Source organism: Streptomyces sp. NPDC001927, assembly GCF_053594455.1.
On record NZ_JBSFEN010000012.1, the window covers coordinates 272664 to 296797 of the forward strand.

At 71.2% G+C, this 24134-nt stretch carries 21 protein-coding genes; 11 read left to right on the forward strand and 10 right to left on the reverse strand.

The genetic code is table 11. The annotated features are described in order from the left end of the window. Positions 1 to 32 precede the first annotated feature (32 nt). A complete protein-coding gene (locus ACWCO8_RS30770) occupies positions 33 to 1619 on the forward strand; it encodes a Na+/H+ antiporter (protein WP_451034996.1) in 1587 nt (528 codons plus the stop codon). Positions 1620 to 1647: 28 nt separating this feature from the next. Then, the gene (locus tag ACWCO8_RS30775; RefSeq protein WP_451034997.1) at positions 1648 to 2235 is read left to right on the forward strand and encodes a dienelactone hydrolase family protein; all 588 of its coding nucleotides are present in this window, start codon (positions 1648 to 1650) and stop codon (positions 2233 to 2235) included. Between the two features lie 76 nt (positions 2236 to 2311). Here the strand turns inward: ACWCO8_RS30775 and ACWCO8_RS30780 are convergent, their stop codons facing one another. From ACWCO8_RS30780 to ACWCO8_RS30800, 5 genes are all read right to left on the reverse strand, one after another. Further along, complete coding sequence (locus ACWCO8_RS30780; protein ID WP_451034998.1) at positions 2312 to 3256, reverse strand: zinc metalloprotease; 945 nt, start codon at positions 3254 to 3256, stop codon at positions 2312 to 2314. Between the two features lie 357 nt (positions 3257 to 3613). After that, entirely contained in the window at positions 3614 to 5263 is a 1650-nt protein-coding gene (locus ACWCO8_RS30785; protein ID WP_451034999.1) for an alkaline phosphatase D family protein, read from the reverse strand. Positions 5264 to 5449: 186 nt separating this feature from the next. Continuing rightward, complete coding sequence (locus ACWCO8_RS30790; RefSeq protein ID WP_451035000.1) at positions 5450 to 6262, reverse strand: DsbA family protein; 813 nt, start codon at positions 6260 to 6262, stop codon at positions 5450 to 5452. 72 nt (positions 6263 to 6334) lie between these two features. Then, positions 6335 to 7021 (reverse strand): hypothetical protein, encoded by a 687-nt coding sequence (locus ACWCO8_RS30795; protein ID WP_451035001.1) that lies wholly within the window; start codon positions 7019 to 7021, stop codon positions 6335 to 6337. A 130-nt stretch (positions 7022 to 7151) separates the two neighbouring features. Then, positions 7152 to 8477: a DUF2252 domain-containing protein gene (locus ACWCO8_RS30800; RefSeq protein WP_451035002.1), complete on the reverse strand. Its 1326-nt coding sequence runs from the start codon at positions 8475 to 8477 to the stop codon at positions 7152 to 7154. Positions 8478 to 8655: 178 nt separating this feature from the next. Between ACWCO8_RS30800 and dnaE the strand changes: the two genes are divergently transcribed. Beyond that, positions 8656 to 12198: a DNA polymerase III subunit alpha gene (dnaE, locus tag ACWCO8_RS30805; RefSeq protein ID WP_451035003.1), complete on the forward strand. Its 3543-nt coding sequence runs from the start codon at positions 8656 to 8658 to the stop codon at positions 12196 to 12198. A 72-nt stretch (positions 12199 to 12270) separates the two neighbouring features. On the opposite strand, the gene ACWCO8_RS30810 is transcribed toward dnaE, so the two are convergent. Further along, the gene (locus ACWCO8_RS30810) at positions 12271 to 12444 is read right to left on the reverse strand and encodes a hypothetical protein (protein WP_175439074.1); all 174 of its coding nucleotides are present in this window, start codon (positions 12442 to 12444) and stop codon (positions 12271 to 12273) included. 237 nt (positions 12445 to 12681) lie between these two features. Between ACWCO8_RS30810 and ACWCO8_RS30815 the strand changes: the two genes are divergently transcribed. The 4 genes from ACWCO8_RS30815 to ACWCO8_RS30830 all read left to right on the forward strand — a co-directional run bounded on the left by ACWCO8_RS30815 (position 12682) and on the right by ACWCO8_RS30830 (position 16554). Continuing rightward, entirely contained in the window at positions 12682 to 14001 is a 1320-nt protein-coding gene (locus tag ACWCO8_RS30815) for an NYN domain-containing protein (protein WP_451035004.1), read from the forward strand. A gap of 37 nt (positions 14002 to 14038) precedes the next feature. Continuing rightward, a complete protein-coding gene (locus ACWCO8_RS30820; RefSeq protein WP_362016040.1) occupies positions 14039 to 15010 on the forward strand; it encodes an ABC transporter ATP-binding protein in 972 nt (323 codons plus the stop codon). Between the two features lie 64 nt (positions 15011 to 15074). Further along, on the forward strand, positions 15075 to 15881 hold the full coding sequence (locus ACWCO8_RS30825) for an ABC transporter permease (RefSeq protein WP_451035057.1): 807 nt from the start codon (positions 15075 to 15077) through the stop codon (positions 15879 to 15881). Between the two features lie 34 nt (positions 15882 to 15915). Further along, positions 15916 to 16554: a DUF2567 domain-containing protein gene (locus ACWCO8_RS30830; protein WP_451035005.1), complete on the forward strand. Its 639-nt coding sequence runs from the start codon at positions 15916 to 15918 to the stop codon at positions 16552 to 16554. A gap of 13 nt (positions 16555 to 16567) precedes the next feature. Here ACWCO8_RS30830 and ybaK read toward each other — a convergent pair whose 3' ends face one another. The 4 genes from ybaK to ACWCO8_RS30850 form a co-directional block, all read right to left on the reverse strand. Next, positions 16568 to 17065 (reverse strand): Cys-tRNA(Pro) deacylase, encoded by a 498-nt coding sequence (gene ybaK, locus ACWCO8_RS30835; RefSeq protein ID WP_451035006.1) that lies wholly within the window; start codon positions 17063 to 17065, stop codon positions 16568 to 16570. A gap of 14 nt (positions 17066 to 17079) precedes the next feature. Further along, positions 17080 to 17817: an LON peptidase substrate-binding domain-containing protein gene (locus tag ACWCO8_RS30840; RefSeq protein WP_362015937.1), complete on the reverse strand. Its 738-nt coding sequence runs from the start codon at positions 17815 to 17817 to the stop codon at positions 17080 to 17082. Positions 17818 to 17822: 5 nt separating this feature from the next. Beyond that, positions 17823 to 18962 (reverse strand): hypothetical protein, encoded by a 1140-nt coding sequence (locus tag ACWCO8_RS30845; RefSeq protein ID WP_451035007.1) that lies wholly within the window; start codon positions 18960 to 18962, stop codon positions 17823 to 17825. A gap of 191 nt (positions 18963 to 19153) precedes the next feature. Then, positions 19154 to 20755 carry an oxidoreductase gene (locus tag ACWCO8_RS30850; RefSeq protein ID WP_362015941.1) on the reverse strand — a complete coding sequence of 534 codons (1602 nt, stop codon included), beginning with the start codon at positions 20753 to 20755 and terminating at the stop codon, positions 19154 to 19156. Between the two features lie 174 nt (positions 20756 to 20929). Here ACWCO8_RS30850 and hisD point away from each other — a divergent pair, with 174 nt between their 5' ends. Genes hisD through ACWCO8_RS30870 form a run of 4 tightly spaced genes read left to right on the forward strand, consistent with a single transcriptional unit; the run spans position 20930 to position 24129 of the window. Next, positions 20930 to 22255, forward strand: coding sequence for a histidinol dehydrogenase (hisD, locus tag ACWCO8_RS30855; protein WP_451035008.1), 1326 nt, complete (start codon positions 20930 to 20932; stop codon positions 22253 to 22255). Continuing rightward, positions 22252 to 23367 carry a histidinol-phosphate transaminase gene (locus tag ACWCO8_RS30860; protein ID WP_451035009.1) on the forward strand — a complete coding sequence of 372 codons (1116 nt, stop codon included), beginning with the start codon at positions 22252 to 22254 and terminating at the stop codon, positions 23365 to 23367. The genes hisD and ACWCO8_RS30860 overlap by 4 nt, the downstream gene beginning before the upstream one ends. Continuing rightward, positions 23364 to 23957 (forward strand): imidazoleglycerol-phosphate dehydratase HisB, encoded by a 594-nt coding sequence (gene hisB / locus ACWCO8_RS30865; protein ID WP_158986436.1) that lies wholly within the window; start codon positions 23364 to 23366, stop codon positions 23955 to 23957. Before ACWCO8_RS30860 ends, hisB begins: the two co-directional genes overlap by 4 nt. A 4-nt stretch (positions 23958 to 23961) precedes the next feature. Further along, entirely contained in the window at positions 23962 to 24129 is a 168-nt protein-coding gene (locus tag ACWCO8_RS30870; RefSeq protein WP_362015946.1) for a hypothetical protein, read from the forward strand. The last annotated feature ends 5 nt before the right edge of the window (positions 24130 to 24134 follow it).

Below are 24134 nucleotides of genomic sequence, written 5' to 3' on the forward strand. Positions count from 1 at the left end.
TGCCTGCCGTCGGGCGGCCGGGAGGGCGCCCCGTGGATCAATTGGCCCTGTTGTTCCTGCTGTTGCTGGGCGCGGTGCTCACCGTGCCGCTCGGGGACCGGCTCGGTCTTCCGGCCCCGGTGCTCATGACGGTCATCGGGGTCGTCATGGCGTTCCTGCCCTTCGTGCCGAACGTCGACATCCCGCCCGAGTACATCCTTCCGCTCGTCCTCCCGCCGTTGCTCTACGCCTCCGTGCAGCGCACGTCCTGGCGGCAGTTCGCGGCCAACCGGCGGCCCATCTTCCTGCTCGCCGTCGCCCTGGTCTTCGTCACCACGGCCGCCGTCGCCGCCACCGCCGACGCGCTCCTCCCGGCGCTCCCGCTCGCCGCCGCCGTCGCCCTCGGCGCGCTGGTCGCGCCGCCCGACCCGGTCGCCGCGACCGCCGTCGCCGGCTCGCTCGGCCTCCCGCGCCGGCTCGTCTCGATCCTGGAGGGCGAGGGGCTCTTCAACGACGTCACCGCGATCGTCCTCTACCACGTGGCGATCGCCGCGGCCGTCGGCGGCAGCTTCAGTTGGGAGGGCGCGGGGCTCGAACTCGTCCTCTCCGCCGTCGTCGCCGTGGCCGTCGGCCTCGTCCTCGGCTGGCTCAGCAACAAGCTCATGGGCCTCCTCGGCGAGGCCACCCTGCAGACCGGGCTCACCCTCCTCGTCCCCTTCGTCGCCTACGTCCTCGCCGAGGAGCTGCGCGGCTCGGGCGTCCTCGCCGTCCTGGTCGTCGCCCTCTACCTGGCGGAGAACGCCCTCGACGCCGACGACGTGATGGGGCGGCTCGCCGGGCAGACCTTCTGGCAGATCGTCGACACCCTCGTCACCGGCATCGCCTTCGGGCTCATCGGCCTGGAGCTCCACAACGTCTTCGGCACCGCCGACGGCCGGCTCGGCGAGATGATCGGCTGGGGCGCCGCCGTGACCGGTGTCGTGATCGTCGTACGGCTGCTGTGGCTGCTGCCCGCCACCTGGCTGGCCAAGCGGCTGCACACCCTGCGCGACTACGACGAGGAGATCCCCGTCAGCTGGCGGGAGACCGTCGTCATGTGGTGGTCCGGGATGCGCGGGGTGGCCTCCGTGGCACTCGCGCTCGCCATCCCGCTGCGTACGGACGACGGACAGCCCTTCCCGCTCCGCGAGGAGATCATCTTCATCGCCTTCTGCGTGATCATGACCACACTCGTCCTCCAGGGGCTCACCCTGCCCTGGCTGGTCAAGCGGCTCGGTGTACGCGCCGACACGGACGCCGAGCGCGCCCTGGAGCGGGAGCTCGCGATGCGCGCGTTCAAGGCGGCCAAGCGGCGCCTCAAGGAGGTCGAGGAGACCGAGGAGCTGCCGGAGGAGGTCCAGGAGCGGCTCCAGCGCGGCGCGTTCGACATCGGGGCCCGGATCAGCCCGGACCTGGTGGACGAGGAGCGGCGGGCGGCCTTCGCCGAGCGGGCCGGGCGGCTCAAGGCCGTCCAGCGGATCCAGCGGGAGATGATGTCCGCCGCCCGGCACGAGGTGCTCGCGGCGCGCAGCGAGCCGGGCGCCGACCCCGAGGTCGTGGACCGGGTGCTGCGCCAGCTGGATGTGCGCAGCATGCGGTGAGCGCCGGTTGTCGGGGGCGGCTGGCAGGATGGACCGCATGGACATCATGCTCTTCCACTCGACCTACGGTCTCCGCCCGGCGGTGGAGGCCGCGGCCGAACGGCTGCGGGCCGCCGGCCACCAGGTGCACGTGCCGGACCTCTTCGGGGGCCGGACCGCCGACACCGTCGAGGAGGGCATGGCGCTCCAGAAGGAGATCGGCAAGGAGGAGCTCCTGAAGCGGGCGATCCTGGCCGCCGCTCCCTACTCGGAACGCGGCCTGGTCTACGCGGGCTTCTCGTTCGGCGCCTCGGTCGCGCAGACGCTCGCGCTCGGCGACGACAAGGCGCGCGGGCTGCTCATGCTGCACGGCACCTCGGACATCGCGGAGAACGCCTCCGCCGACGACCTTCCCGTGCAGCTGCACCTCGCCGACCCGGACCCCTTCGAGCCGCACGACTGGCTGACGTCCTGGTACCTGCAGATGGGCAAGGCGGGCGCCGACGTCGAGGTGTACCGCTACCCGGGCGCCGGGCACCTGTTCACCGACCCCGACCTGGCGGACTGGGACGAGGCCGCGGCCGAGCAGACCTGGACGATCGCGCTCGCGTTCCTGGAGAGCCTTCAGGAGGGCTGAGCCGGAGGACTGAGCGGACACGCGCGAGGGTGCGGCGGGGGCTCTCCCGCCGCACCCTCTGCCGTCAGGCGGTGGTTCAGGCGCGGTACGCCGTCCAGAAGTCGTTCATCCGCGTGACCTGGCCCGGGGTGAACTGGGTCATGCAGGAGTCGTACGTGTAGTCCATGAAGTTCTTGATCGGGTCCAGGCCGGCCTTGTTGGCGCAGCTGTCGCGGCCCGTCGGGCACTCGTACGCCGGGCTCTTCTCGGCCGGGGTGTCGCTCACGGAGTCACCGGCTCCGTTGCAGCCGCCCTGGAACGTGTGGTACAGCCCCATCCAGTGGCCGACCTCGTGCGTCGCGGTGTCGCCCTCGTTGTAGTTGGCCGCGGAGCCGCCCGGCAGCGAGGAGTCGAGGACCACCACACCGTCCATGGACGGGTTGGAGGCGTACGACGACGGGAAGGTCGCCCAGCCGAGCAGGCCGCCGCTGAGCTTGGCGGTGTAGAAGTTCAGCGCGCCGGCGCCGCCCTTGCGAAGGGTCTGCTTCATCTGCTTCTCGGCGGTGGAGCCGGAGGCCAGGTTGTACCAGGACGCGTTGTCCGTGTAGTCGGTCGAGGCGAGCGTGAACTGGAAGTTGGTGTTCACGTTGCCGGTGCCCTGGCCGGCGTAGGCCGCGTTGAGGACCGCCAGCTGGTTGTTGATGTCGGTGGCGGTCAGCTTGCCGGCCGTACCGCTGTGGACGACGTGGAAGTGGACCGGGATGGTCACCACGGCCGCAACGGCGGTGGCGGAGGCGCGCCCGTTCGAACGGGCCGCGGCCAGTCTCTTGTTGAGGTCGGCGTCCATGGCCTTGGCCTGGGTGGCGGTGACCTCGTTGGGCTCGGCGCCGTGCTTGTCGGCGCCACGGGCCTTGCGGGCGCCGGAGAGGGCTTCGCCCTCGTGCGGGTCGCACTCCTCGGCGCCGGCCGCGGCGGTCGTGGTGGTGGGCGTCTGGGCGACCGAGGGGGCCGAGAGCGGGGCCAGGGCCAGGGTTCCGGCCATGACGGCGGTGCCGAGCATACGACGTGTCAGACGCGGTGATATACGGACAAGAGCACGCATGGTGACTCCTCGCGGGGGGTGTGCGGAGAGGTGATTCCTCGCCACGGCGGGGAGATTACGCGTCCATGTCAGATCTTCATGAGCATTGATCAAGCCCAATCATTCATCGTGCATATCGGGGCATCGGGAAGAAAGTCTCCGGTCCGCTCCGGAGTTTGAACGGGGATACGAAACAATGCGTGCCGCATCGACGGGTGGTGTGTCCGGATTCGGCCGACCGAACTCACCACCCGTCGTGGCGATGTGATCTCCCGTTAACAGAACGGATCATGGCCGAAAATCGACCATGCGGTCAGCTCATCGCACCGGCTGGTACACGCGCTCGATCTTCTGCGTCCCGGTCTTCGTCCGGTACGAGCGCTGCCACGCGGTCGTGGCGTCCGGCTTCGTGCGGTCGGAGACCGTGTAGTAGTCCATCTGCGTCCGCTCGGGCGTCACGTCGAGCACGCCGTAGCCGTGGTGGTCCATGTCCACCCACTTCACATGGCGGTTGGCGGCCTTGATGGCGCCGGACGCCACGAGCGAGACCGTGCCCGGCGGCACGTGCAGCAGGTCGGCGACGGTGTCCGAGGTCACCGAGGTCACCACGAACTCGGTCGCGGCCGACTGCGACAGCGGGTACGTCGCCGCCTTCACCGGCACGTCGTTGGCCCACGCCATGTGGATGTCACCGGTCAGGAAGACGGTGTTCCGGATGGACCGCTGGGTCAGGTGCGCGAGGAGCTCCTTGCGGTCGTCCGTGTAGCCGTCCCACTGGTCGACGTTGACCGCGAGCCCCTCCTTCGGCAGGCCGAGCAGCTCGGCGAGCGGGGCCAGGAGGTGGGCCGGGAGCGCGCCGAAGGCGACCGGCGAGATCATCACCGAGGTGCCGACCAGCTTCCAGGTCGCGTCCGAGCCCGCGAGCCCCGACTTCAGCCAGTCCAGCTGGGCGCGGCCGGTGATCGTGCGCTCCGGGTCGTCGACCTCGCCCTTGCCGACCGACGACTGCTGGGAGCGGAAGGAGCGCAGGTCGAGCAGGTGCAGATCGGCCAGCTTGCCGAAGCGCAGCCGCCGGTAGACCGTGCCCTCGGTCGACGCGCGGACCGGCATCCACTCGAAGTACGCCTGCTTGGCGGCCGCAACGCGGGCCGCCCAGTCGCCCTCGGTGCCCGGCGTGTGGTTCTCCGCGCCGCCCGACCAGGTGTCGTTGGCGACCTCGTGGTCGTCCCAGATCGCGACCATCGGGTGCGTGGCGTGCAGCGCTTGGAGGTCGGCGTCCGTCTTGTACGTGGCGTGCCGGAGCCGGTAGTCGGCCAGCGAGACGATCTCGTGCTTCGGCTCGTGCTGCCGGACCGTGTACGGGGCCGTGGGGTAGGCGCCGCTCGCGTACTCGTAGATGTAGTCGCCGAGGTGGAGGATCGCGTCCAGGTCCGTGCGGGCCGCCAGGTGACGGTAGGCGGAGAAGTGGCCGGCCTCCCAGTTGGAGCAGGAGACCACGCCGAAGCGGACGCCCGGCGTGGTGGCGTCGGCGGTGGGGGTGGTCTTGGTGCGGCCGATCGGCGAGACGGTGTCGCCGGCGGAGAAGCGGAACCAGTACGGGGTCTCCGGGCGCAGGCCCCGGACGTCCACCTTCACCGTGTGGTCGCTCGCGGCGCTCGCGGTGGCGGTGCCCTGGGCCGCGGTCCGGGTGAAGGCGCGGTCCTCGGCGACCTCCCAACGGACCGTGACGGCGGGGCCCTTGCCGGAACCCGGCGTGGCGTCGGGGGTGGGGGTGACGCGCGTCCAGAGCAGGACGCCGTCGGGCAGCGGGTCGCCGGAGGCGACACCGTGCTGGAACGCGGGGGCCTCGGAGCCCGCGAGCGCGGGGGAGGCGGCGCCCACCAGGGCAGGGGTGACGACGGCCGTGACAGCGGCGGCCTTCACGACGGTTCTGCGGGTGGGGGCGGGGGATATGTGTCGACTGGTCACGGGCAGTCAGATTACTGACCAGTATGGCGAACAGGCAGGCGAATACCGGAAAGTTCGCGCACTCGTCGCCCAGTGGTCGGGATGACCCGGGCATGGCGGATGAATCGGGCCCCGCGCCGCCTGGAGGGGCGGGTCCGTGGGAGCGCCTCCCACGGACCCGAGCCGTCATGATCCCGACGAGAAGGGCTAGCCCTTCAGCGCGGGCGTGAGCGCCGCGTTGAACTCGTCGACCGTCAGCGGCGGGTTCTGGCTGCCCTGGGCGGTCAGCGTCTTGCCGTCCATCTTCAGCGTCGGCGTGCCCTTCACACCGCTCTTGTCGAACGCCGCCGACATCTTCATCGCCCAGGCGTCGAAGGTGCCGCTCTCCACGTTCTTCTTGAACTCGGCGTTCCCCTTCAGCGCCGGGACCGAGTCCGCGACCTTCAGCAGGTACGAGTCCTTGGCGAACTCGTCCTTGCTCTCCTCCGGGTGGAACTCCGTGGAGTAGAGCGCCGCCTTGTACTTCAGGAACGCCTCGGGGCTCACGTCCAGGGCCGCGCCCAGGGCGGAGAGGGCGTTCTTCGAGCCCTCGCCCTGGTCGGAGTTGTCGATGAAGGTGGCGCCGACGTACTTGAGCTTGTACTTGCCGTCCGTCACGTCCTTGTCGACGGTCGCGCCCACCTGCTGCTCGAACTGCGCGCAGACGGGGCAGCGCGAGTCCTCGTAGATCTCCAGGGTCTTCTTGGCGGTCGGCTTGCCGACGACCACCGTCGTGCCGTCCGTGCCCTCGGTGTTCTTGGGCGCGGTGACCTTCGCGTCCTTGGCCGCCTCCCATGCCGACGGCTTGTTGGACTGGACGACGGCGTAGCCGACGCCGCCGGCGACCGCCAGGACCGCGACCGCGGACACGGCGACGGTCACCTGGCGGCGCACCTTCTCCTTCTTGGCCTGGCGTTCGCGCTCGACGCGCAGCCGCTCGCGGGCGGCGGCCTTGTTGGACTGGCTGTTGCGTGCGCTCATGATCGTGATCTCCGTGAAAGTCGAGAGCCCGAGCCCGGAAGGGCGAAAGGGCAGGAAGGGGGACTGCGGTGCTCAGGCGAGGGCGAAGCCCGAGCGCGGCGGTCCACGCCGTCCGACGGAGTGCACGAGAAGGCGCGTACGGGACGGGCGGGGCCGGTCCACCGGACGGCCCGCGCGCCCGGACACCGCGCGCGGCGTGCCGAAGAGCGCGGCGACGACCATCAGCGGCCGGAACGCGAAGGCCGCGACGGCGCCGATCAGCCGGGCGAGCGCCCGCTCGCCGTGCCGCAGCCAGGCCGCCGCGAACAGCCCGACCGCCACATGGGCGGCGAGCAGCAGCCACGGCAGGGCCGGCGCGGGGGAGCTGAGTAGGGCGGCGGCCGTCCCGCTCTCCGGCGCGGCGACGCCCGGCAGCGGGGTGCCGACGGCGCCGCCGCAGAGCACATCCACGCCGACCGCGCGCAGCGAACCGGCGACCGGGCCGCCGGCGGGGCCGTAACAGACCGCCTGGCCGGTGGTGAAGATCGTGTCGGCGGCCAGCTCCAGCGGGACGAGCAGCCCGGCGATCGGGCCGAAGCCGCGCTCCCGGCCGGCCAGCGCGTACGCGACGGCGAAGACGCCGGCCGAGAGCAGCCCCACGGTCAGCAGCGGCAGAGGCACCTGGGACAGCAGGACATGGGAACCGGCGGACAGCGTCACGACCAGTGCCGTGAAGAGCGCCGCCCGCAGCCCCCTGAGCCGCTTCCCTGATATGTCCATAGTCGCTGGAGAGTGTGCCATGCCTTCCTGTAAGAGGTCCTTAAGGGCCGGTTGCGAGCCTGCTCGGGGGCCGGCTGCGAACGGCCTGCGGGCCCGGGATCGAACGGCCTGCAGGCCCGATCGAAACGGCCTACAGGCCCGGGATCCGGCCGTTGCGGAACAGGTCCACGAAGATCTGGTGGTCCGCACGCGCGCGTGCCCCGTAGCTGTGGGCGAAGTCGACGAGCAGGTCCGCGAAGCCCTCCTCGTCCGCCGCGATCGCCGCGTCGATGGCCCGCTCCGTGGAGAACGGGACCAGGGAGTGGCCGCTGGAGTCGTCGGCCGCCGCGTGCATCGTCGCCGTCGCCCGCCCGAGGTCGGCCACGGTCGCCGCGATCTCCTCCGGGTCGTCGATGTCCGACCAGTCCAGGTCCACCGCGTACGGCGAGACCTCCGCGACCAGCTGCCCGGAGCCGTCCAGCTCCGTCCAGCCCAGCCACGGGTCCGCGTGCGCCTGCAGCGCCCGCTGCGAGATGACCGTGCGGTGGCCCTCGTGCTGGAAGTAGTCCCGTACCGCCGCGTCCGTCACGTGGCGCGAGACGGCCGGCGTCTGGGCCTGCTTCATGTAGATCACGACATCGTTCTCCAGGGCGTCGCTGTTGCCCTCCAGGAGGATGTTGTACGACGGGAGGCCGGCCGAGCCGATGCCGATCCCGCGCCGGCCGACGACGTCCTTGACCCGGTACGAGTCGGGGCGCGCGAGCGAGGACTCCGGCAGGGTCTCCAGATAGCCGTCGAAGGCCGCGAGCACCTTGTAGCGGGTCGCCGCGTCCAGCTCGATGGAGCCGCCGCCGGAGGAGAAGCGCCGCTCGAACTCGCGGATCTCCGTCATCGAGTCGAGCAGCCCGAAGCGGGTCAGGGAGCGGGCCACGCGCAGCGCGTCCAGGAGCGGGCCCTCGGCCGTGTCCAGCGTGAAGGGCGGCAGCTCGTCGTCCTTGGCGCCGGTCGCCAGGGCGTGGATGCGCTCCCGGTAGGCGGCGGCGTAGATCCGTACCAGCTCCGTGATCTGCTCGTCACTGAGCGCCTTCGCGTAGCCGATCAGGGCGAGCGAGGCGGCCAGCCGCTTCAGGTCCCAGGTGAAGGGGCCGACGTACGCCTCGTCGAAGTCGTTGACGTTGAAGACCAGGCGGCCGTTGGCGTCCATGTACGTGCCGAAGTTCTCCGCGTGCAGATCACCGTGGATCCAGACCCGGCCGGTCCGCTCGTCCAGGTAGGGCCCGCCGTGCTGCTCCTGCTCCAGGTCGGCGTAGAAGAGACAGGCCGTACCCCGGTAGAAGGCGAAGGCGGAGCCGGCCATCTTCCGGAACTTGACGCGGAAGGCGGCGGGGTCGGCCGCGAGGAGCTCGCCGAAGGCGGTGTCGAAGACGGTGAGGATCTGCTCACCGCGCTCCGTGGCGGTGGGCTGGGGGACCGACATCGAGATGCCTCCTGTGACAAGACTGTTCATGACAATTGGTACACGCGTTCTCTGTCTCTCAACGCGCGACCGTACCGCCGAGTGCCCACCGGCTGTCAGTCCGCCGACGTAGACTTCCACGCTGTTCCCCCAGACTGTTCGCAGCCTGCCATCCCCCGTTCTCCGGAGGCTCCTCGCCGTGACCAAGCCGCCCTTCACGCACCTTCACGTACACACCCAGTACTCGCTGCTGGACGGTGCCGCGCGGCTCAAGGACATGTTCAACGCGTGCAACGAGATGGGCATGACCCATATCGCCATGTCCGACCACGGCAACCTCCACGGGGCGTACGACTTCTTCCACTCGGCCAAGAAGGCCGGCGTCACGCCGATCATCGGCATCGAGGCGTACGTCGCCCCCGAGTCCCGGCGGAACAAGCGGAAGATCCAGTGGGGCCAGCCCCACCAGAAGCGGGACGACGTCTCCGGCTCCGGTGGTTACACCCACAAGACGATCTGGGCGGCGAACAGCACCGGACTGCACAACCTCTTCCGGCTCTCCTCCGACGCCTACGCCGAGGGCTGGCTCCAGAAGTGGCCCCGGATGGACAAGGAGACCATCTCGAAGTGGTCCGAGGGCCTGATCGCCTCCACCGGCTGCCCCTCCGGAGAGCTGCAGACCCGGCTGCGCCTCGGCCAGTTCGACGAGGCCCTGAAGGCCGCCTCCGAGTACCAGGACATCTTCGGCAAGGACCGGTACTTCCTGGAGCTGATGGACCACGGCATCGAGATCGAGCGCCGGGTCCGCGACGGGCTCCTGGAGATCGGCAAGAAGCTCGGCATCCCGCCGCTGGTCACCAACGACTCGCACTACACGTACGCACACGAGTCGACCGCGCACGACGCCCTGCTCTGCATCCAGACCGGCAAGAACCTCTCCGACCCGGACCGCTTCCGCTTCGACGGCACCGGCTACTACCTGAAGTCCACGGACGAGATGTACGCCATCGACTCCTCGGACGCCTGGCAGGAGGGCTGCCGCAACACCCTCCTGGTCGCCGAGCAGATCGACACCACCGGCATGTTCGAGCCGCGCGACCTCATGCCGAAGTTCGACATCCCGGAAGAGGGCTTCACCAACACCACCTGGTTCAGGGAGGAAGTGCGGCGCGGCATGAACCGCCGCTTCCCCGGAGGCGTCCCCGAGGACCGGCAGCAGCAGGCCGAGTACGAGATGGACGTCATCATCCAGATGGGGTTCCCCGGCTACTTCCTCGTCGTCGCCGACTTCATCATGTGGGCGAAGAAGCAGGGCATCGCCGTCGGTCCCGGCCGAGGCTCCGCGGCCGGTTCCATCGTCGCGTACGCCATGGGCATCACCGACCTCGATCCCATCCCGCACGGACTGATCTTCGAGCGCTTCCTCAACCCCGAGCGCGTCTCCATGCCCGATGTCGACATCGACTTCGACGAGCGTCGGCGCGTCGAGGTGATCCGGTACGTCACCGAGAAGTACGGCGCCGACAAGGTCGCCATGATCGGCACGTACGGCAAGATCAAGGCGAAGAACGCCATCAAGGACTCCGCCCGCGTCCTCGGCTACCCGTACGCCATGGGCGACCGGCTCACCAAGGCCATGCCCGCCGACGTCCTCGGCAAGGGCATCGACCTCAACGGCATCACCGACCCGTCGCACCCGCGCTACAGCGAGGCCGGCGAGATCCGGGCGATGTACGAGAACGAGCCGGACGTGAAGAAGGTCATCGACACCGCCAAGGGTGTGGAGGGCCTGGTCCGGCAGATGGGTGTGCACGCGGCCGGCGTGATCATGTCCAGCGAGCCGATCGTCGAGCACGCCCCGATCTGGGTCCGGCACACCGACGGCGTCACGATCACGCAGTGGGACTACCCGCAGTGCGAGTCGCTCGGCCTGATCAAGATGGACTTCCTGGGCCTCCGGAACCTCACGATCATGGACGACGCGGTCAAGATGGTGAAGGCCAACAAGGGCCTCGACCTCGACCTGCTGGCCCTGCCGCTCGACGACCCGAAGACCTTCGAACTGCTCCAGCGGGGCGACACGCTCGGTGTCTTCCAGTTCGACGGCGGTCCGATGCGTTCGCTGCTGCGGCTGATGAAGCCCGACAACTTCGAAGACATCTCCGCCGTCTCGGCCCTCTACCGGCCGGGCCCGATGGGCATGAACTCGCACACGAACTACGCCCTGCGCAAGAACAAGCAGCAGGAGATCACCCCGATCCACCCCGAGCTGGAGAAGCCGCTCGAAGAGGTGCTCGCGGTCACCTACGGCCTGATCGTCTACCAGGAGCAGGTGCAGAAGGCCGCCCAGATCATCGCCGGGTACTCCCTCGGCGAGGCCGACATCCTCCGTCGCGTGATGGGCAAGAAGAAGCCCGACGAGCTGGCGAAGAACTTCACCATCTTCCAGGAGGGCGCGCGCAAGCGTGACTACAGCGACGAGGCCATCCAGGCGCTGTGGGACGTCCTGGTGCCGTTCGCCGGCTACGCCTTCAACAAGGCGCACTCGGCCGCGTACGGCCTGGTCTCCTACTGGACCGCGTACCTCAAGGCGAACTACCCCGCCGAGTACATGGCGGGTCTGCTGACCTCGGTCAAGGACGACAAGGACAAGTCCGCGGTCTATCTGAACGAGTGCCGCCGCATGGGCATCAAGGTCCTGCCGCCGAACGTGAACGAGTCGGAGTCGAACTTCGCCGCCCAGGGCGACGACGTGATCCTCTTCGGCCTCTCCGCCGTCCGTAACGTCGGCACCAACGTCGTCGAGTCGATCATCAAATCGCGCAAGGCGAAGGGGAAGTACGCGACGTTCCCCGACTTCCTCGACAAGGTCGAGGCCGTCGTCTGCAACAAGCGGACCATCGAGTCGCTGATCAAGGCCGGCGCCTTCGACGAGATGGGCCACACCCGCAAGAGCCTGGTCGCGCACCACGAGCCGATGATCGACAACGTGGTCGCGGTCAAGCGCAAGGAGGCCGAGGGGCAGTTCGACCTCTTCGGCGGCATGGGCGACGAGACGAGCGACGAGCCCGGCTTCGGCCTGGACGTGGAGTTCTCCGACCTGGAGTGGGAGAAGTCCTACCTGCTCGCCCAGGAGCGCGAGATGCTCGGCCTCTACGTCTCCGACCACCCGCTCTTCGGCATCGAGCACGTCCTCTCCGACAAGACGGACGCGGCGATCTCCCAGCTCACCGGCGGTGAGCACGCGGACGGCGCGGTCGTCACCATCGGCGGCATCATCTCGGGCCTCCAGCGCAAGATGACCAAGCAGGGCAACGCCTGGGCCATCGCCACCGTCGAGGACCTGGCCGGCTCCATCGAGTGCATGTTCTTCCCGGCCACGTACCAGCTGGTCTCCACCCAGCTCGTCGAGGACACGGTCGTCTTCGTCAAGGGCCGCCTCGACAAGCGCGAGGACGTGCCCCGGCTGGTCGCCATGGAGCTGATGGTCCCCGACCTGTCGAACGCCGGGACCAACGCGCCCGTCATCCTCACCATCCCGACGGTCAAGGTCACCCCGCCCATGATCAGCCGACTGGGCGAGATCCTGGGCCACCACAAGGGCAACACCGAGGTACGGATCAAGCTCCAGGGCCCCCGCACCACGACCGTGCTGCGGCTCGACCGGCACCGGGTCCAGCCCGACCCGGCGCTCTTCGGCGACCTGAAGGTGCTGCTCGGGCCGTCCTGCCTCGCGGGATAGCGGGGAGCTTTCGTACGCGCGGAAGGGGCGCGCCCGTCGTCACGGGTGCGCCCCTTCCGGGGTTACGCGCGGTCAGTTGTGACCGAAGCGCTTCTGACGGCCCTTGCGAGCCATGTCGCCGGGAGTCACCTGCGAGGCACGCTGCTCGGCCTGCGACTCCATCGACGACTGCTGCGCCTGCTGGGCGCCGCGCTCGGCCGGCGAGGACTGCTGCTGACTGCGGTTCTGCTTGCGATTCTTGGCCATGGTGATGCCTCCTCAAAGGGATCTCGGGGCCAGGGCCGCTGTCAGACTCACACATGGGGTGAAACGCCGCATTTTGGATCATTACCGACAGTGATCGGTATGCCGGTCGGCCACCGAGCGTCCGCGAAGTGACATTCGCCACGCCGATGATCCAGTTCCGGCCGTCAACCTCCCGACGTTCGGGCAGACTCGAAGGAAATCCGAAGCAACTTCCGATCCCGAGGTTCCCGAAAGAGGGTGGAACACGTGGACCGCTGCGTCGTTCTGGTGGACGCCGGCTATCTGCTGGGTGCCGCCGCGAGCCTTCTCGCCGGGGAACCGGCCCGCTCCAGGATCACCGTCGACCACGCCGCCCTCATCCAGAACCTCCGAGAACGGGCCGAGGCCGACACCGAGCAGCCCCTGCTGCGCATCTACTGGTTCGACGGCGCACCCGACCGGGTGCCCCAGCCCGAACACCGCAGGCTCCGCGTGATGCCCCGGGTGACCGTCCGGCTCGGCGCCCTGACCCGCAGCGACGGCCGCTGGGCCCAGAAGGGCGTCGACGCCGCCATGCACGCCGAGCTGACCGAGCTGGCCAGGAACCGGGCCTGCTCCGACGTGGTCCTCGTGACCGGCGACGGCGACCTGCTGCCCGGCCTGATGTCCGCCAAGGAGCACGGCGTCGCCGTCCACCTCTGGGCCGTCCAGGCCGCCGACGGCGACTACAACCAGTCCGAGGACCTCGTCGCCGAGGCCGACGAGCGCCGCGTCCTCGACCGGGCCTGGATCACCCGGGCCGTCCGCGCCAAGGACCTCACCGGCATCTGCGCGCCCCCGCCCGCCCCGCGCCCCGAGATCGCCGCGATCCTCTCCGCCCCGCTGCCCGAGTCGGCGCTCGCCGCCTCCGCCGAGCGGGCCGCCGAGGCGGCGGCCGCGGCGGCCGCCGCCGGGCACAACGGGGTCGCCGCCCCCGAGACCGCGGCGCCCGCGTCCGACGAGGACGGACCGGCGGCCGGCGGGGTGCCCGCGCCGTCCACCGGGAAGGGCGTCCCCACACCCAAGGACCTGGCCGGGCTGCGCGGGCCCGGCGCCGGACCGGGCGGACCGGGCGGACCGGGCGGACCGGGCGCGCCCGGCGCGCACCAGCCCGCCGCCACCCTCCGCTGGTCCTCCGACAAGGGCTGGATCGACCGCCCCACCGCCGCCCTCGGCGAGCCGCCCGAGACCGCATCCCTGCCCACCCTCGCCCAGCTCACCAGCGCCGAACAGCGCTGGGCGGACCGCGAGGAGGACATCACCACCGTCGGCGGCGACCCCTTCGAGGTCGGGCAGGTGTTCGCCCGCCGCTGGATGGAACGGCTCCCCGAGCAGAGCCACGTCCAGAAGCTCTCCCTCATGTACCCGCGGATCCCGCACCGCATCGACGGCGAACTGCTCAGGTACGCCGCCCGATTCGGCCTGCTCGCCCACAAGGACGACCAGATCGACGAGCACGACCGGTACGCGATCCGGGCCGGTTTCTGGCGCGAGATCGACGTCCGGGCCGCCGCGGAACGCGCCCCCGCTGGGGAGTAGGGCGGGGGACCCCGTAGGCTCTCCCCCCGTGAGTACGGTGTGCGTGGTGCGGGATCTGGTCAAGACGTACCCCGCCGCGCGCGCACGGCGGGGGACGCCCGCGACGCCGGAGATCCGCGCCACCGACGGAATCAGCCTCGATGTCAGGGGCGGCGAGATCTTCGGCCTGCTCGGGCCCAACGGCGCCGGCAAGTCCACGCTGGTCCGCCAGCTGACCGGGCTGATGCGCCCCGACTCCGGCACCGTCGAGGTGCTCGGCCACGATCTCGTACGCCACCCGGAGCGGGCCGCGCGCCTGCTCGCCTACCTCGGCCAGGAGTCCACCGCGCTCGACGAGCTGACGGTCTCGCTCGCCGCCGAGACCACCGCGCGGCTGCGCGGACTCTCCGCGCGGGACGCCCGGGCCGAGAAGGACGCGGTCCTCGCCGAGCTGGGGCTGACCGAACTCGCCGGGCGGCCGCTCAGGAAGCTCTCGGGCGGACAGCGGCGGCTCGCCTGCGTCGCGGCCGCACTCGTCGGCGAGCGGCCGGTCCTGGTCCTCGACGAGCCCACCACCGGAATGGACCCCGTCGCCCGACGGGCCGTCTGGTCGGCGGTGGACCGGCGGCGCGCCGAGTTCGGCACCACCGTGCTGCTCGTCACCCACAACGTGATCGAGGCCGAGACCGTACTGGACCGGGTCGCCGTTCTGGAACGGGGCAAGGTCATCGCCTGCGACACCCCGGCCGGGCTCAAGGAGCGCGTCGCGGGCGAGGTCCGGGTCGACCTGGTGTGGCGCGAGCGCGCCCCGCTGGAGGTGCCCGAGGTCGCCGCGCTGCGCGGGCTCGCACAGGAGTCGGGGCGGCGCTGGACCCTCCGGCTCGCCCCGGACGAGGCCAGGGCGACGGTCGCCGCGGTGACGGGCGGGGCGGCGTTCGCGGCCCTGGACGACTTCACGCTGGCGACGCCGAGCCTGGAGGACGTGTATCTGGCGCTGGGCGGGGAGACGCAGGGGTTGGTCAAGGCGTGAGGAGCTGTACGGAGTGAGTATCGTGCCCGCACAGGCAGCGTCGTCGTCCCCTTCGGCCGAGGGCCTGGCGGCGGCCGGGGCCCTTGGCTCCGACGCGCCGTCGGCCGTGAGCCCGGTCGCGCCGCTCGCGCCGCGCGCCCGGCTGCTGCCGGCGCTCGCCGCCGTGTACCGCGCGCAGCTCTCGCGGGCCCGGGTCTCCCGTATCCCCCTGCTCTTCGTGGCGACGTTCCAGTCCGTCGGGATCATGGTCCTGATGCGGGGCGTCGTCGACGGCGGCTCGGAGGCGCGGGCCGTGGTGGCGGGCTCCTCGGTGCTCGTCGTCGCGTTCGTCGCGCTGAACCTGCTCGCCCAGTACTTCGGACAGCTGCGGGCGACCGGCGGCCTCGACCACTACGCCACCCTGCCGGTGCCGCCGGCGGCCGTGGTGCTCGGGGCGGCGGGGGCGTACGCGTCCTTCACCGTGCCGGGGACGGTGGTGACCGCGGTGATCGGCTCCCTGCTCTTCGGGCTGCCGCTCGGCCATCTCTGGATCCTCGCGGCGGTCGTGCCGCTGGCGGGGGCCGCGCTCGCCGGTCTGGGCGCGGCGCTCGGGCTGCTCGCGCCGCGCCAGGAGTTCGCGACGCTGCTCGGGCAGCTGGGCATGTCGGCCGCGTTGCTCCTCGGCGTGCTGCCGGCGGAACGGCTGCCGGCGCCGATCGGCTGGGCGCGGGACCTGCTGCCGTCGACGTACGGGGTGGAGGCGCTGGCCAGGACCTTCGACGCGCGTCCGGACTGGGCGGCGGTCGGCCTGAACCTCGCGGTGTGCGGGGTGGTCGGGGTGGTGTCGCTCGCGGTGGCGACATGGGCGTATCGCCGGGCGGCGGTCCGCTGAGGCGGGCGCGTTCCGGACCTGGCACGATGGCGGGGTGACCGCACCCCTGACACCGCCTCACCAGCCTCACGAGCCTCCGCACGACGCTGTGGGATGGCCGGCGCCGTATCCGCCCTCCCTGCCCGTGGACGACGGGGCCCCGAGCACGGCCACCGAGCTGCGGCAGGCCGCCGTGGTGGCCGCGGTCTCGACGGTGGCCGGTGTGGCCCTGGGGCTGCTGTGGCTGTGGCTGGCGCCGAGGGTTCCGCTGATCTCGGACGGCAAGGCGGTGTTCCTGCGGGACAGCGAGGGGGAGTCGGCGGTCGGGGCGGACGGCACGTTCGTGCTGATCGCGCTCGGCTTCGGTGCGCTGGCGGCGGCGCTCGTCTTCCTGATCCACCGGCACGGTGGCGTGGCGCTGGTGCTCGCGCTGGCGGTGGGCGGAGTGCTGGGCTCCGCCCTTGGTTGGGGCGTGGGCACGTACTTCGGCCCGACCCACGACGTGGTCGCCCACGCGCGGGAGGTCGGCCCGAACGTGGTCTTCGACGCGCCCCTGAAGCTGGAGATGTGGGCGGGCGCGCTCCTGGCATGGCCCTTGGCGGCCATGATCGTCCACCTGGTCCTGACGGCCCTCTTCGGCCCGAGGGACCCGGACCCGACGTGGCCCGAGGAGCAGGCGAGCCCGCCGGCGTAGGCGGCGCGGGGCGCTAGCCTCGGCCGATTTGGGCCAGGACTGCTGCGGTCAGGGTCGTCAGGGCCGTGGGGGTGAGTTCTACTTCCAGGCCTCTGCGGCCTGCCGAGATGCAGATCGTCTCGTGGGTGGAGGCCGAGGCGTCCAGGACCGTGCGGAGGCGTTTGCGCTGGCCCAGGGGGGAGATGCCGCCTCGGACGTAGCCCGTCGTGCGTTCCGCCAGGGTCGGGTCGGCCATCGTCGCCCGCTTGCCGCCGACCGCCGAGGCCAGGGCCTTCAGGTCCAGCTGGCCGGCGACCGGGACGACCGCGACCGTCAGTTCGCCGTCGACGTCCGCGACCAGCGTCTTGAAGACCCGGTCGGGCGAGACGCCGAGCGCCTCCGCCGCCTCCTCGCCGTACGACGGCGACGCCGGGTCGTGGTCGTAGGAGTGGAGGGTGTACGCCACACCGGCCGTCGTCAGGGCCACCGTCGCCGGAGTGCCGCCCGTCTGCTTCTTCTGCTTCTTCGCCACTCCGCGCTCCTCCGTCAGTTCGGGCTCGTCGGCGCCCGGGTCAGCTCCACCGCCGGCAGCGACGGCAGGTGCCGCAGCACCGCCGTCTCCGACCGCAGCAGCGTCAGCTCCTCGCGCAGCCGCGTCGCCGTGTCCGGCGCCTGCAGCAGCCGCTGCTTCGCCGGGGTGTCCAGGACGGCGGCGGCCGCCACCAGGTACGACACCACCGACGGGTCGTCCGGCAGGTCACTCGTCGTCAGCGACCGCTCCCGCGCCCCGGCCAGCCGCTTCTGGTAGCTCCGGAACGCCCGCAGCACGCCCTCCGCGAGCGTGCCCGCCTCGTCGCCCTGCTCCTCGGGGATCTCCTCGACCTCCGCCACCAGGAACGGGCCGCTCGCGTCCACCGACAGCAGCTTCACCCGGGTCGTCCCGGTGGCCATCACCTCGAAGCTGCCGTTCGCCCGCTCCCGGATCGTCGCCGCGTCGGCGATGCAGCCGACCCGGTGGAACGCCTGGATCGGGTCCGGGCCGAAGCCCGCCGCGGGCCCCTTCTCCGGCATCGCCGTCGGGTCCGGCATCCCCGGTGCCGTCGGCGCGACCTCACGGCCGTCGCGGATCGCGACGACCGCGAAGCGGCGGGGCTCCGACTCGTCGGTCTTGAGCAGCTCGCGCATCATGGCGCGATACCGCTCCTCGAACACGTTCAGGGGCAGCACGAGGCCCGGGAACAGCACCGCGTTGAGCGGGAAGAGAGGCAGGCTGGCGGTGGTCACAGCGGTCAAGCGTAATGGCCGCCGGGGCCGCCGCGGTCGGCCCGTCCATGACCGGTCCGCCATCCCCTTCCACGACCGGTGTCGAAGGTCGTCGCGCGGCTGCTGTCGAGGGCCGATCCGTGCGAGATGCCGACGCCCCCGTTGCCCCCGCGCCCCGGCTCCCTCAGCGGCATCGTCCGCGCCACCTCCGCCCGTACCGCGTCCCTCGTCTCCAGGAAGCCCTGCAGCGGGTCGTCGCCGACGAGCGCCCACGGGAACGACGTGGCGTACGGGCCGATCTTGCGGAACTCCTCGAACGCCTCCTCCCAGCGGCCGCGCCGGACCAGGACGTACACCAGCAGGTTGCGGACCTCGGCCGGCCAGGGATCGCCCTCCGGGTACGCCGCCGACAGCGCGAGGCCCCGGTCCGCGGCCGCGTCGATCCGGTCGTCCGGCATCGGGCCGGTGCCCGTGAGGTACTGGGCGAAGGCCGCGTTGACCGGGAGCACCCGGGCGAGCGAGCCGGGCGGGGCGTCCTCGGCGGCCTGTTCCGCGAAGTCGAAGCACTCGCGGTGCGAGCCGTACCACTGGGCCGAGAGGTAGCGGAGCGCGGCGATGTGGCAGCCGTAGTGGTGCGGGGAGCGGCGCACGGCCTGCTCCCAGAGCGACTCGAAGGCCGCGTGCCCGGCGTGCGTGCCGCGCGCGTGGTCCAGGGCGAGGCGCCACGGCACCGGGTCGCGGGGCGAGGCCTCGGCCGCCGCGTCGATCAGCGGTCCCAGTTCGCGCAGCCGCTCCGCGCGGGCCGGCGACTCCCAGGCCCGGCGCACCGCGAGCTCGGCCTTCACGAGCAGCGCGTCCGGGTCGCGCGGGGTGGCCTCCAGCCAGTGGGTCAGCCACTCGTCACGGCTGTACGCGAACGTGGCGAGCCGGGCCACGTACCGGTCCCTGGCCTCCCACTCGGCGCCGTCCCTGGTCGTCGCGAGCAGCTTGGCCGCGGGCTCGGGATCGGCGAGCGCGGCCGCGATCAGCGCGGGGGCGAGCCGCTCGTCCGGCGCGTCGAGCAGCACGTCGTCGTCCGGCGGCAGTGCGGCGGTGAGCCGCGGTGCGTGCCGGACCAGACGGGCGGTGCCGATCAGGGCGCGGAGCAAAGACATGGTGCGGACCATTGAAAACCGCAGGTGGGAGCGGCGCCAGTGGGGGACTGTGAAGCTTTGGTAGCGGCGGGAAAGTTGTCCTCCAGATGGTCAAGACACCGTAAAGAAAGAGGCGACGGTTGGCGCAATCCATCCCCTGCGTCACACCATCCCCACGATCCCCACGGGCCTCAGTGCGCCTCCGCTTTCGCGTCCCGCCCGCCTCACCCTCTCCGCAGCAGCCTCGACGCCCCCGCCGCCACCGTCGTCGCCAGCACCCAGCCCAGCAGGATGAGCGCCGCCGCGCCCCACTGCCACACGCCCTCCAGGCGCCAGTAGCCGTCCTGGCCGAGATTGATCACCGGCAGCAGCAGATCCAGCGCGTACAGCGTGGCGCTCCAGTTCGGCGACTCCTCCGCCTTCAGCGGCACCGGGTCGTAGCGCGAGAAGGCCAGCGCGCCCGCCGCCCAGAGCACCGCCATCCACAGCGCCGCCCGGCCCGGGCGGTAGCCGTACGCCACCGTCCAGTCCTGGAGATAGCCCCAGAGCTTCCCGGCCACCGGCAGCGTCTCCCGGCGTCTGCGCTGCTTGGCGAGCAACACCTCCCGGGCGTCCGCGTCCTCCCCGCTGTTGCGCAGCACCGTCGCCAGGCGTTCGTACGGCTCCGGGGCGTACTCCGGGGTCGCCGCCGCCACCCACTCCAGGCGCCGCGCCAGCGGGAAGTGGCCGTACGGCACGAGGTTCTCGTAGACGAAGCCGTTCATCGACAGGCCGCCAGGGCCCGGCCAGCTCGTGGAGAGGTCGATCAGGGTCACCACCCGGGCGCCGTTCAGCACCACCCGGCCCTCCTCCGGCTGCTCCCCGTTGAAGCGCAGCTCCGGGGTCACTATCCGGCGCAGCGACACCTCCTCCCGCTTCGACCCGTCCAGGACGAACCGCGCGTAGTGCAGGTCCACCGCGTCCCCGAACCGCCCGTCGTCCAGGCGCACTCCGCCGTGGCACTCCACCGGCTTGCGCAGCGCCCCTCGCACCGGGGTGTACCCGATGCCGTACGGGGGAGTGGCCGTGGCGTTCCCCGTGCCCTCGTACACCCACGCCGCGTTCAGATAGAGCGAGCGCTCCACCGTCAGCTGCGGCGCGTTCAGCGCGCGGCGCTGCTGCGCCCCGCGCAGCACGCTGCCCCGCAGGCTCAGCGACACCCCGACCTTCGCCCCGCGCAGGCTCAGCTCGCCGTACGTCTCGATCAGCTCGGCCTGCAGGTCCTGCGCGACCACGAGACCGTCCGCCGTGATCGCCCGGCCGCGCCGGTCCGGCCACACCCGGATCTGGTTGATCAGCAGATCCGTCCCTATCTGCGCGTCCGTGAGCCGGATGCCGCGCTGGATCCGGCACCTCGGCAGATGCAGATCGCCCTGGGTGTGCAGCCGCGCCGCCTCGATCCGGGGGATCGCGCACTCCACCATCCGCACCGTGCCGAACCGGGCCTCCGGCAGCACGATCTCCTGGTCGAACCGGCAGCGGTTCCACTCCACGTACGGATCGACCGTCCCGCCGGCCAGATTGAGCACGCCGGTGATCCGCACGCCCCGCAGCTTGAGCGCCGAGACCCGCCCGGAGCGCGGCGGCGGGCCGTCGAGCAGCAGCAGCGCCACCACCTCGGCGCGCACACTGCGCTCCTCACCCCAGACGTGCGCCCCGAAAGGGTCGTCCCGTGTCGCGTCCCCCTCACTCAGATCACAGGTCCTGCCGATCCGGAAGGCCCGCCACATGACGCGCTCCGGGCCGGTCAGCCCGTCCGGCATTCCGTCCTCGTGCGGCTCGGTCACTGCCGCCCCCTCGCTTTCCACGAACCCGCTTCCCTGGATTCGTACAGCCGTTCTTCCCGCTGAGTGACGGAGTGAACGCTAACGGTCAGCTGTGGCGACAAGACGCCAGAGTGGCTCGTATCAGCCAGTGATACGGGCGTCCGACGCTTGTGGGGCGTCTGCGAGAATTGACCCGTGATCTCTCGTATCGACCTGCGCGGCGACGCCCTCCCCGAGGGTGGCGCACTGCGCGACCTGCTGCCCCGTGCCGAGTTCGACGTGGAAGCCGCCCTGGAGAAGGTGCGGCCCATCTGCGAGGACGTCCATCATCGGGGCGACGCGGCGCTGGTCGAGTACGCGGAGAAGTTCGACGGTGTGACCCTGGAGCACGTGCGCGTGCCCGCCGAGGCGATCGCCCGGGCCCTGGAGCAGCTCGACCCGGCCGTCCGGGAGGCCCTGGAGGAGTCCATCCGGCGCACCCGGATCGTCCACCGCGCCCAGCGCCGTTCGACGCACACCACCCAGGTCGTGCCCGGCGGCACCGTCACCGAGAAGTGGATCCCCGTCCAGCGCGTCGGTCTCTACGCGCCCGGCGGCCGCTCCGTCTACCCCTCCTCCGTGATCATGAACGCGGTCCCGGCGCAGGAGGCGGGCGTCGAGTCCGTCGCGCTCGCGTCCCCGCCGCAGAAGGAGTTCGGCGGTCTGCCGCACCCGACGATCCTCGCCGCGTGCGCGCTGCTCGGCGTCGACGAGGTGTACGCCGCCGGAGGCGCCCAGGCCGTCGCGATGTTCGCGTACGGCACCGAGTCCTGCGCCCCCGCCAACATGGTCACCGGCCCCGGGAACATCTGGGTCGCCGCCGCCAAGCGGTACTTCACCGGCCGCATCGGCATCGACGCCGAGGCCGGCCCGACCGAGATCGCGATCCTCGCGGACTCCACCGCCGACCCCGTGCACGTCGCCGCCGACCTCATCAGCCAGGCCGAGCACGACCCGATGGCCGCCGCCGTCCTCGTCACCGACTCCGAGGAACTGGCCACCGCCACCGAGGCCGAGCTGAAGACCCAGGTCGCCGCCACCAAGCACATCGACGACCGGATCGTCCCGGCCCTGGCCGGAAAGCAGTCCGCGATCGTCCTCGTCAACGACCTGGAGGACGGCCTCAAGGTCGTCGACGCGTACGGCGCCGAGCACCTGGAGATCCAGACCGCCGACGCCGCCGCCCGCGCCGACCGCGTCCGCAACGCGGGCGCGATCTTCGTCGGCCCCTGGGCGCCGGTCTCCCTCGGCGACTACTGCGCCGGCTCCAACCACGTGCTGCCCACCGGCGGTTGTGCCTGCCACTCCTCCGGCCTGTCCGTCCAGTCCTTCCTGCGCGGCGTCCACATCGTGGACTACACCCGCGACGCCCTCGCCGACGTCACCCACCACGTGGTCACGCTCGCCGAGGCCGAGGACCTGCCCGCGCACGGCGCCGCGCTCAAGGCGCGGTTCGGATGGAAGGTGCCTGAGAGCAAGTGACCGGTATTGACGATCTTCCGATCCGGGACGAGCTGCGCGGCAAGTCCCCGTACGGCGCGCCCCAGCTCGACGTCCCCGTCCAGCTGAACACCAACGAGAACCCCTACCCGCTGCCCGAGCCCCTGGTGGCCCGGATCGCGGAGCGGGTCGCCGAGGCCGCCCGCGGCCTCAACCGCTACCCCGACCGGGACGCGATCGAGCTGCGCACCGAGCTCGCCCGCTACCTCACCCGTACCGGCAAGCACCCCGTCGCCGTCGAGAACGTCTGGGCGGCCAACGGCTCCAACGAGGTCCTCCAGCAGCTGCTGCAGACCTTCGGCGGCCCCGGCCGTACGGCCATCGGTTTCGAGCCGTCGTACTCGATGCACGCGCTCATCGCGCGCGGCACCGGCACGGGCTGGATCTCGGGACCGCGCAACGAGGACTTCACCATCGACGTCGAGGCGGCCGAGAAGGCGATCGCCGAGAACCGTCCCGACGTCGTCTTCATCACCTCGCCCAACAACCCCACCGGCACGGCGGTCGCGGCCGAGACGGTCCTCGCGCTCTACGAGGCCGCCCAGGCCGCCAAGCCCTCGCTGGTGGTCGTCGACGAGGCGTACGTCGAGTTCAGCCACCGGGACTCGCTCCTGCCGCTGATCGAGGGCCGCCCGAACCTCGTCGTCTCCCGCACCATGTCCAAGGCATTCGGCGCCGCCGGGCTTCGCCTCGGCTATCTGGCCGCCCACCCGGCCGTGGTCGACGCCGTGCAGCTCGTACGCCTGCCGTACCACCTGTCCGCCGTCACGCAGGCCACCGCCCTCGCCGCCCTGGAGCACACCGATACGCTCCTCGGGTACGTCGAACAGCTCAAGACCGAGCGGGACCGCCTGGTCGGCGAGCTGCGCGCCATCGGCTACGAGGTCACCGATTCCGACGCCAACTTCGTCCAGTTCGGCCGCTTCGACGGAGCCGCGGGCTCCCACGAGACCTGGCAGAAGATCCTCGACCGGGGCGTCCTGGTCCGGGACAACGGCGTACCGGGCTGGCTGCGGGTCACCGCCGGCACCCCTGAAGAGAACGACGCGTTCCTCGACGCGGTCCGTCAGTTGAAGAAGGAGCAGAGCTCATGAGCCGCGTTGGCAGAGTCGAGCGCACCACCAAGGAGACCTCCGTCGTCGTCGAGATCGACCTCGACGGCACCGGCAAGGTCGATGTCGCCACCGGCGTCGGGTTCTACGACCACATGCTCGACCAGCTCGGCCGCCACGGGCTCTTCGACCTCACCGTCAAGACCGACGGTGACCTGCACATCGACTCGCACCACACCATCGAGGACACCGCCCTCGCCCTCGGCGCCGCCTTCAAGCAGGCGCTCGGCGACAAGGTCGGCATCTACCGCTTCGGCAACTGCACCGTCCCCCTGGACGAGTCGCTCGCCCAGGTCACCGTCGACCTCTCAGGCCGTCCCTACCTGGTGCACACCGAGCCCGAGAACATGGCGCCGATGATCGGCTCCTACGACACGACGATGACCCGGCACATCTTCGAGTCCTTCGTCGCGCAGGCCCAGATCGCGCTCCACATCCACGTGCCGTACGGGCGCAACGCCCACCACATCGTGGAGTGCCAGTTCAAGGCGCTGGCCCGGGCCCTGCGCTACGCCTCCGAGCGCGACCCGCGCGCGGCCGGCATCCTGCCTTCCACGAAGGGCGCGCTCTAACTCCATGACCGGCCTCTCCACCATCCTCATCGTCGTCGGGCTCTTCCTCGCCGGCGGTGTGTACTCCTTCTCCAAGCAGCAGCTGCCCAAGGGCGTGATCGTCCTCCTCGCCGTCGCCTCCGTGATGTGCCTGGTCGCGGGCGTCCTGCGGATCCAGGGAATCTGGGAGTGAGCACT

Excerpts from the sequence above, each read along its gene's own strand:
- hisB (WP_158986436.1), top strand. The coding sequence starts at position 23,364 with ATGAGCCGCGTTGGCAGAGTCGAGCGCACCACCAAGGAGACCTCCGTC.
- ACWCO8_RS30870 (WP_362015946.1), top strand. The coding sequence starts at position 23,962 with ATGACCGGCCTCTCCACCATCCTCATCGTCGTCGGGCTCTTCCTCGCC.
- ACWCO8_RS30795 (WP_451035001.1), bottom strand. The coding sequence starts at position 7,021 with ATGGACATATCAGGGAAGCGGCTCAGGGGGCTGCGGGCGGCGCTCTTC.
- ACWCO8_RS30845 (WP_451035007.1), bottom strand. The coding sequence starts at position 18,962 with ATGGTCCGCACCATGTCTTTGCTCCGCGCCCTGATCGGCACCGCCCGT.
- ACWCO8_RS30775 (WP_451034997.1), top strand. The coding sequence starts at position 1,648 with ATGGACCGCATGGACATCATGCTCTTCCACTCGACCTACGGTCTCCGC.
- ACWCO8_RS30810 (WP_175439074.1), bottom strand. The coding sequence starts at position 12,444 with ATGGCCAAGAATCGCAAGCAGAACCGCAGTCAGCAGCAGTCCTCGCCG.
- ACWCO8_RS30790 (WP_451035000.1), bottom strand. The coding sequence starts at position 6,262 with ATGAGCGCACGCAACAGCCAGTCCAACAAGGCCGCCGCCCGCGAGCGG.
- ACWCO8_RS30800 (WP_451035002.1), bottom strand. The coding sequence starts at position 8,477 with ATGTCGGTCCCCCAGCCCACCGCCACGGAGCGCGGTGAGCAGATCCTC.
- ACWCO8_RS30780 (WP_451034998.1), bottom strand. The coding sequence starts at position 3,256 with ATGGCCGGAACCCTGGCCCTGGCCCCGCTCTCGGCCCCCTCGGTCGCC.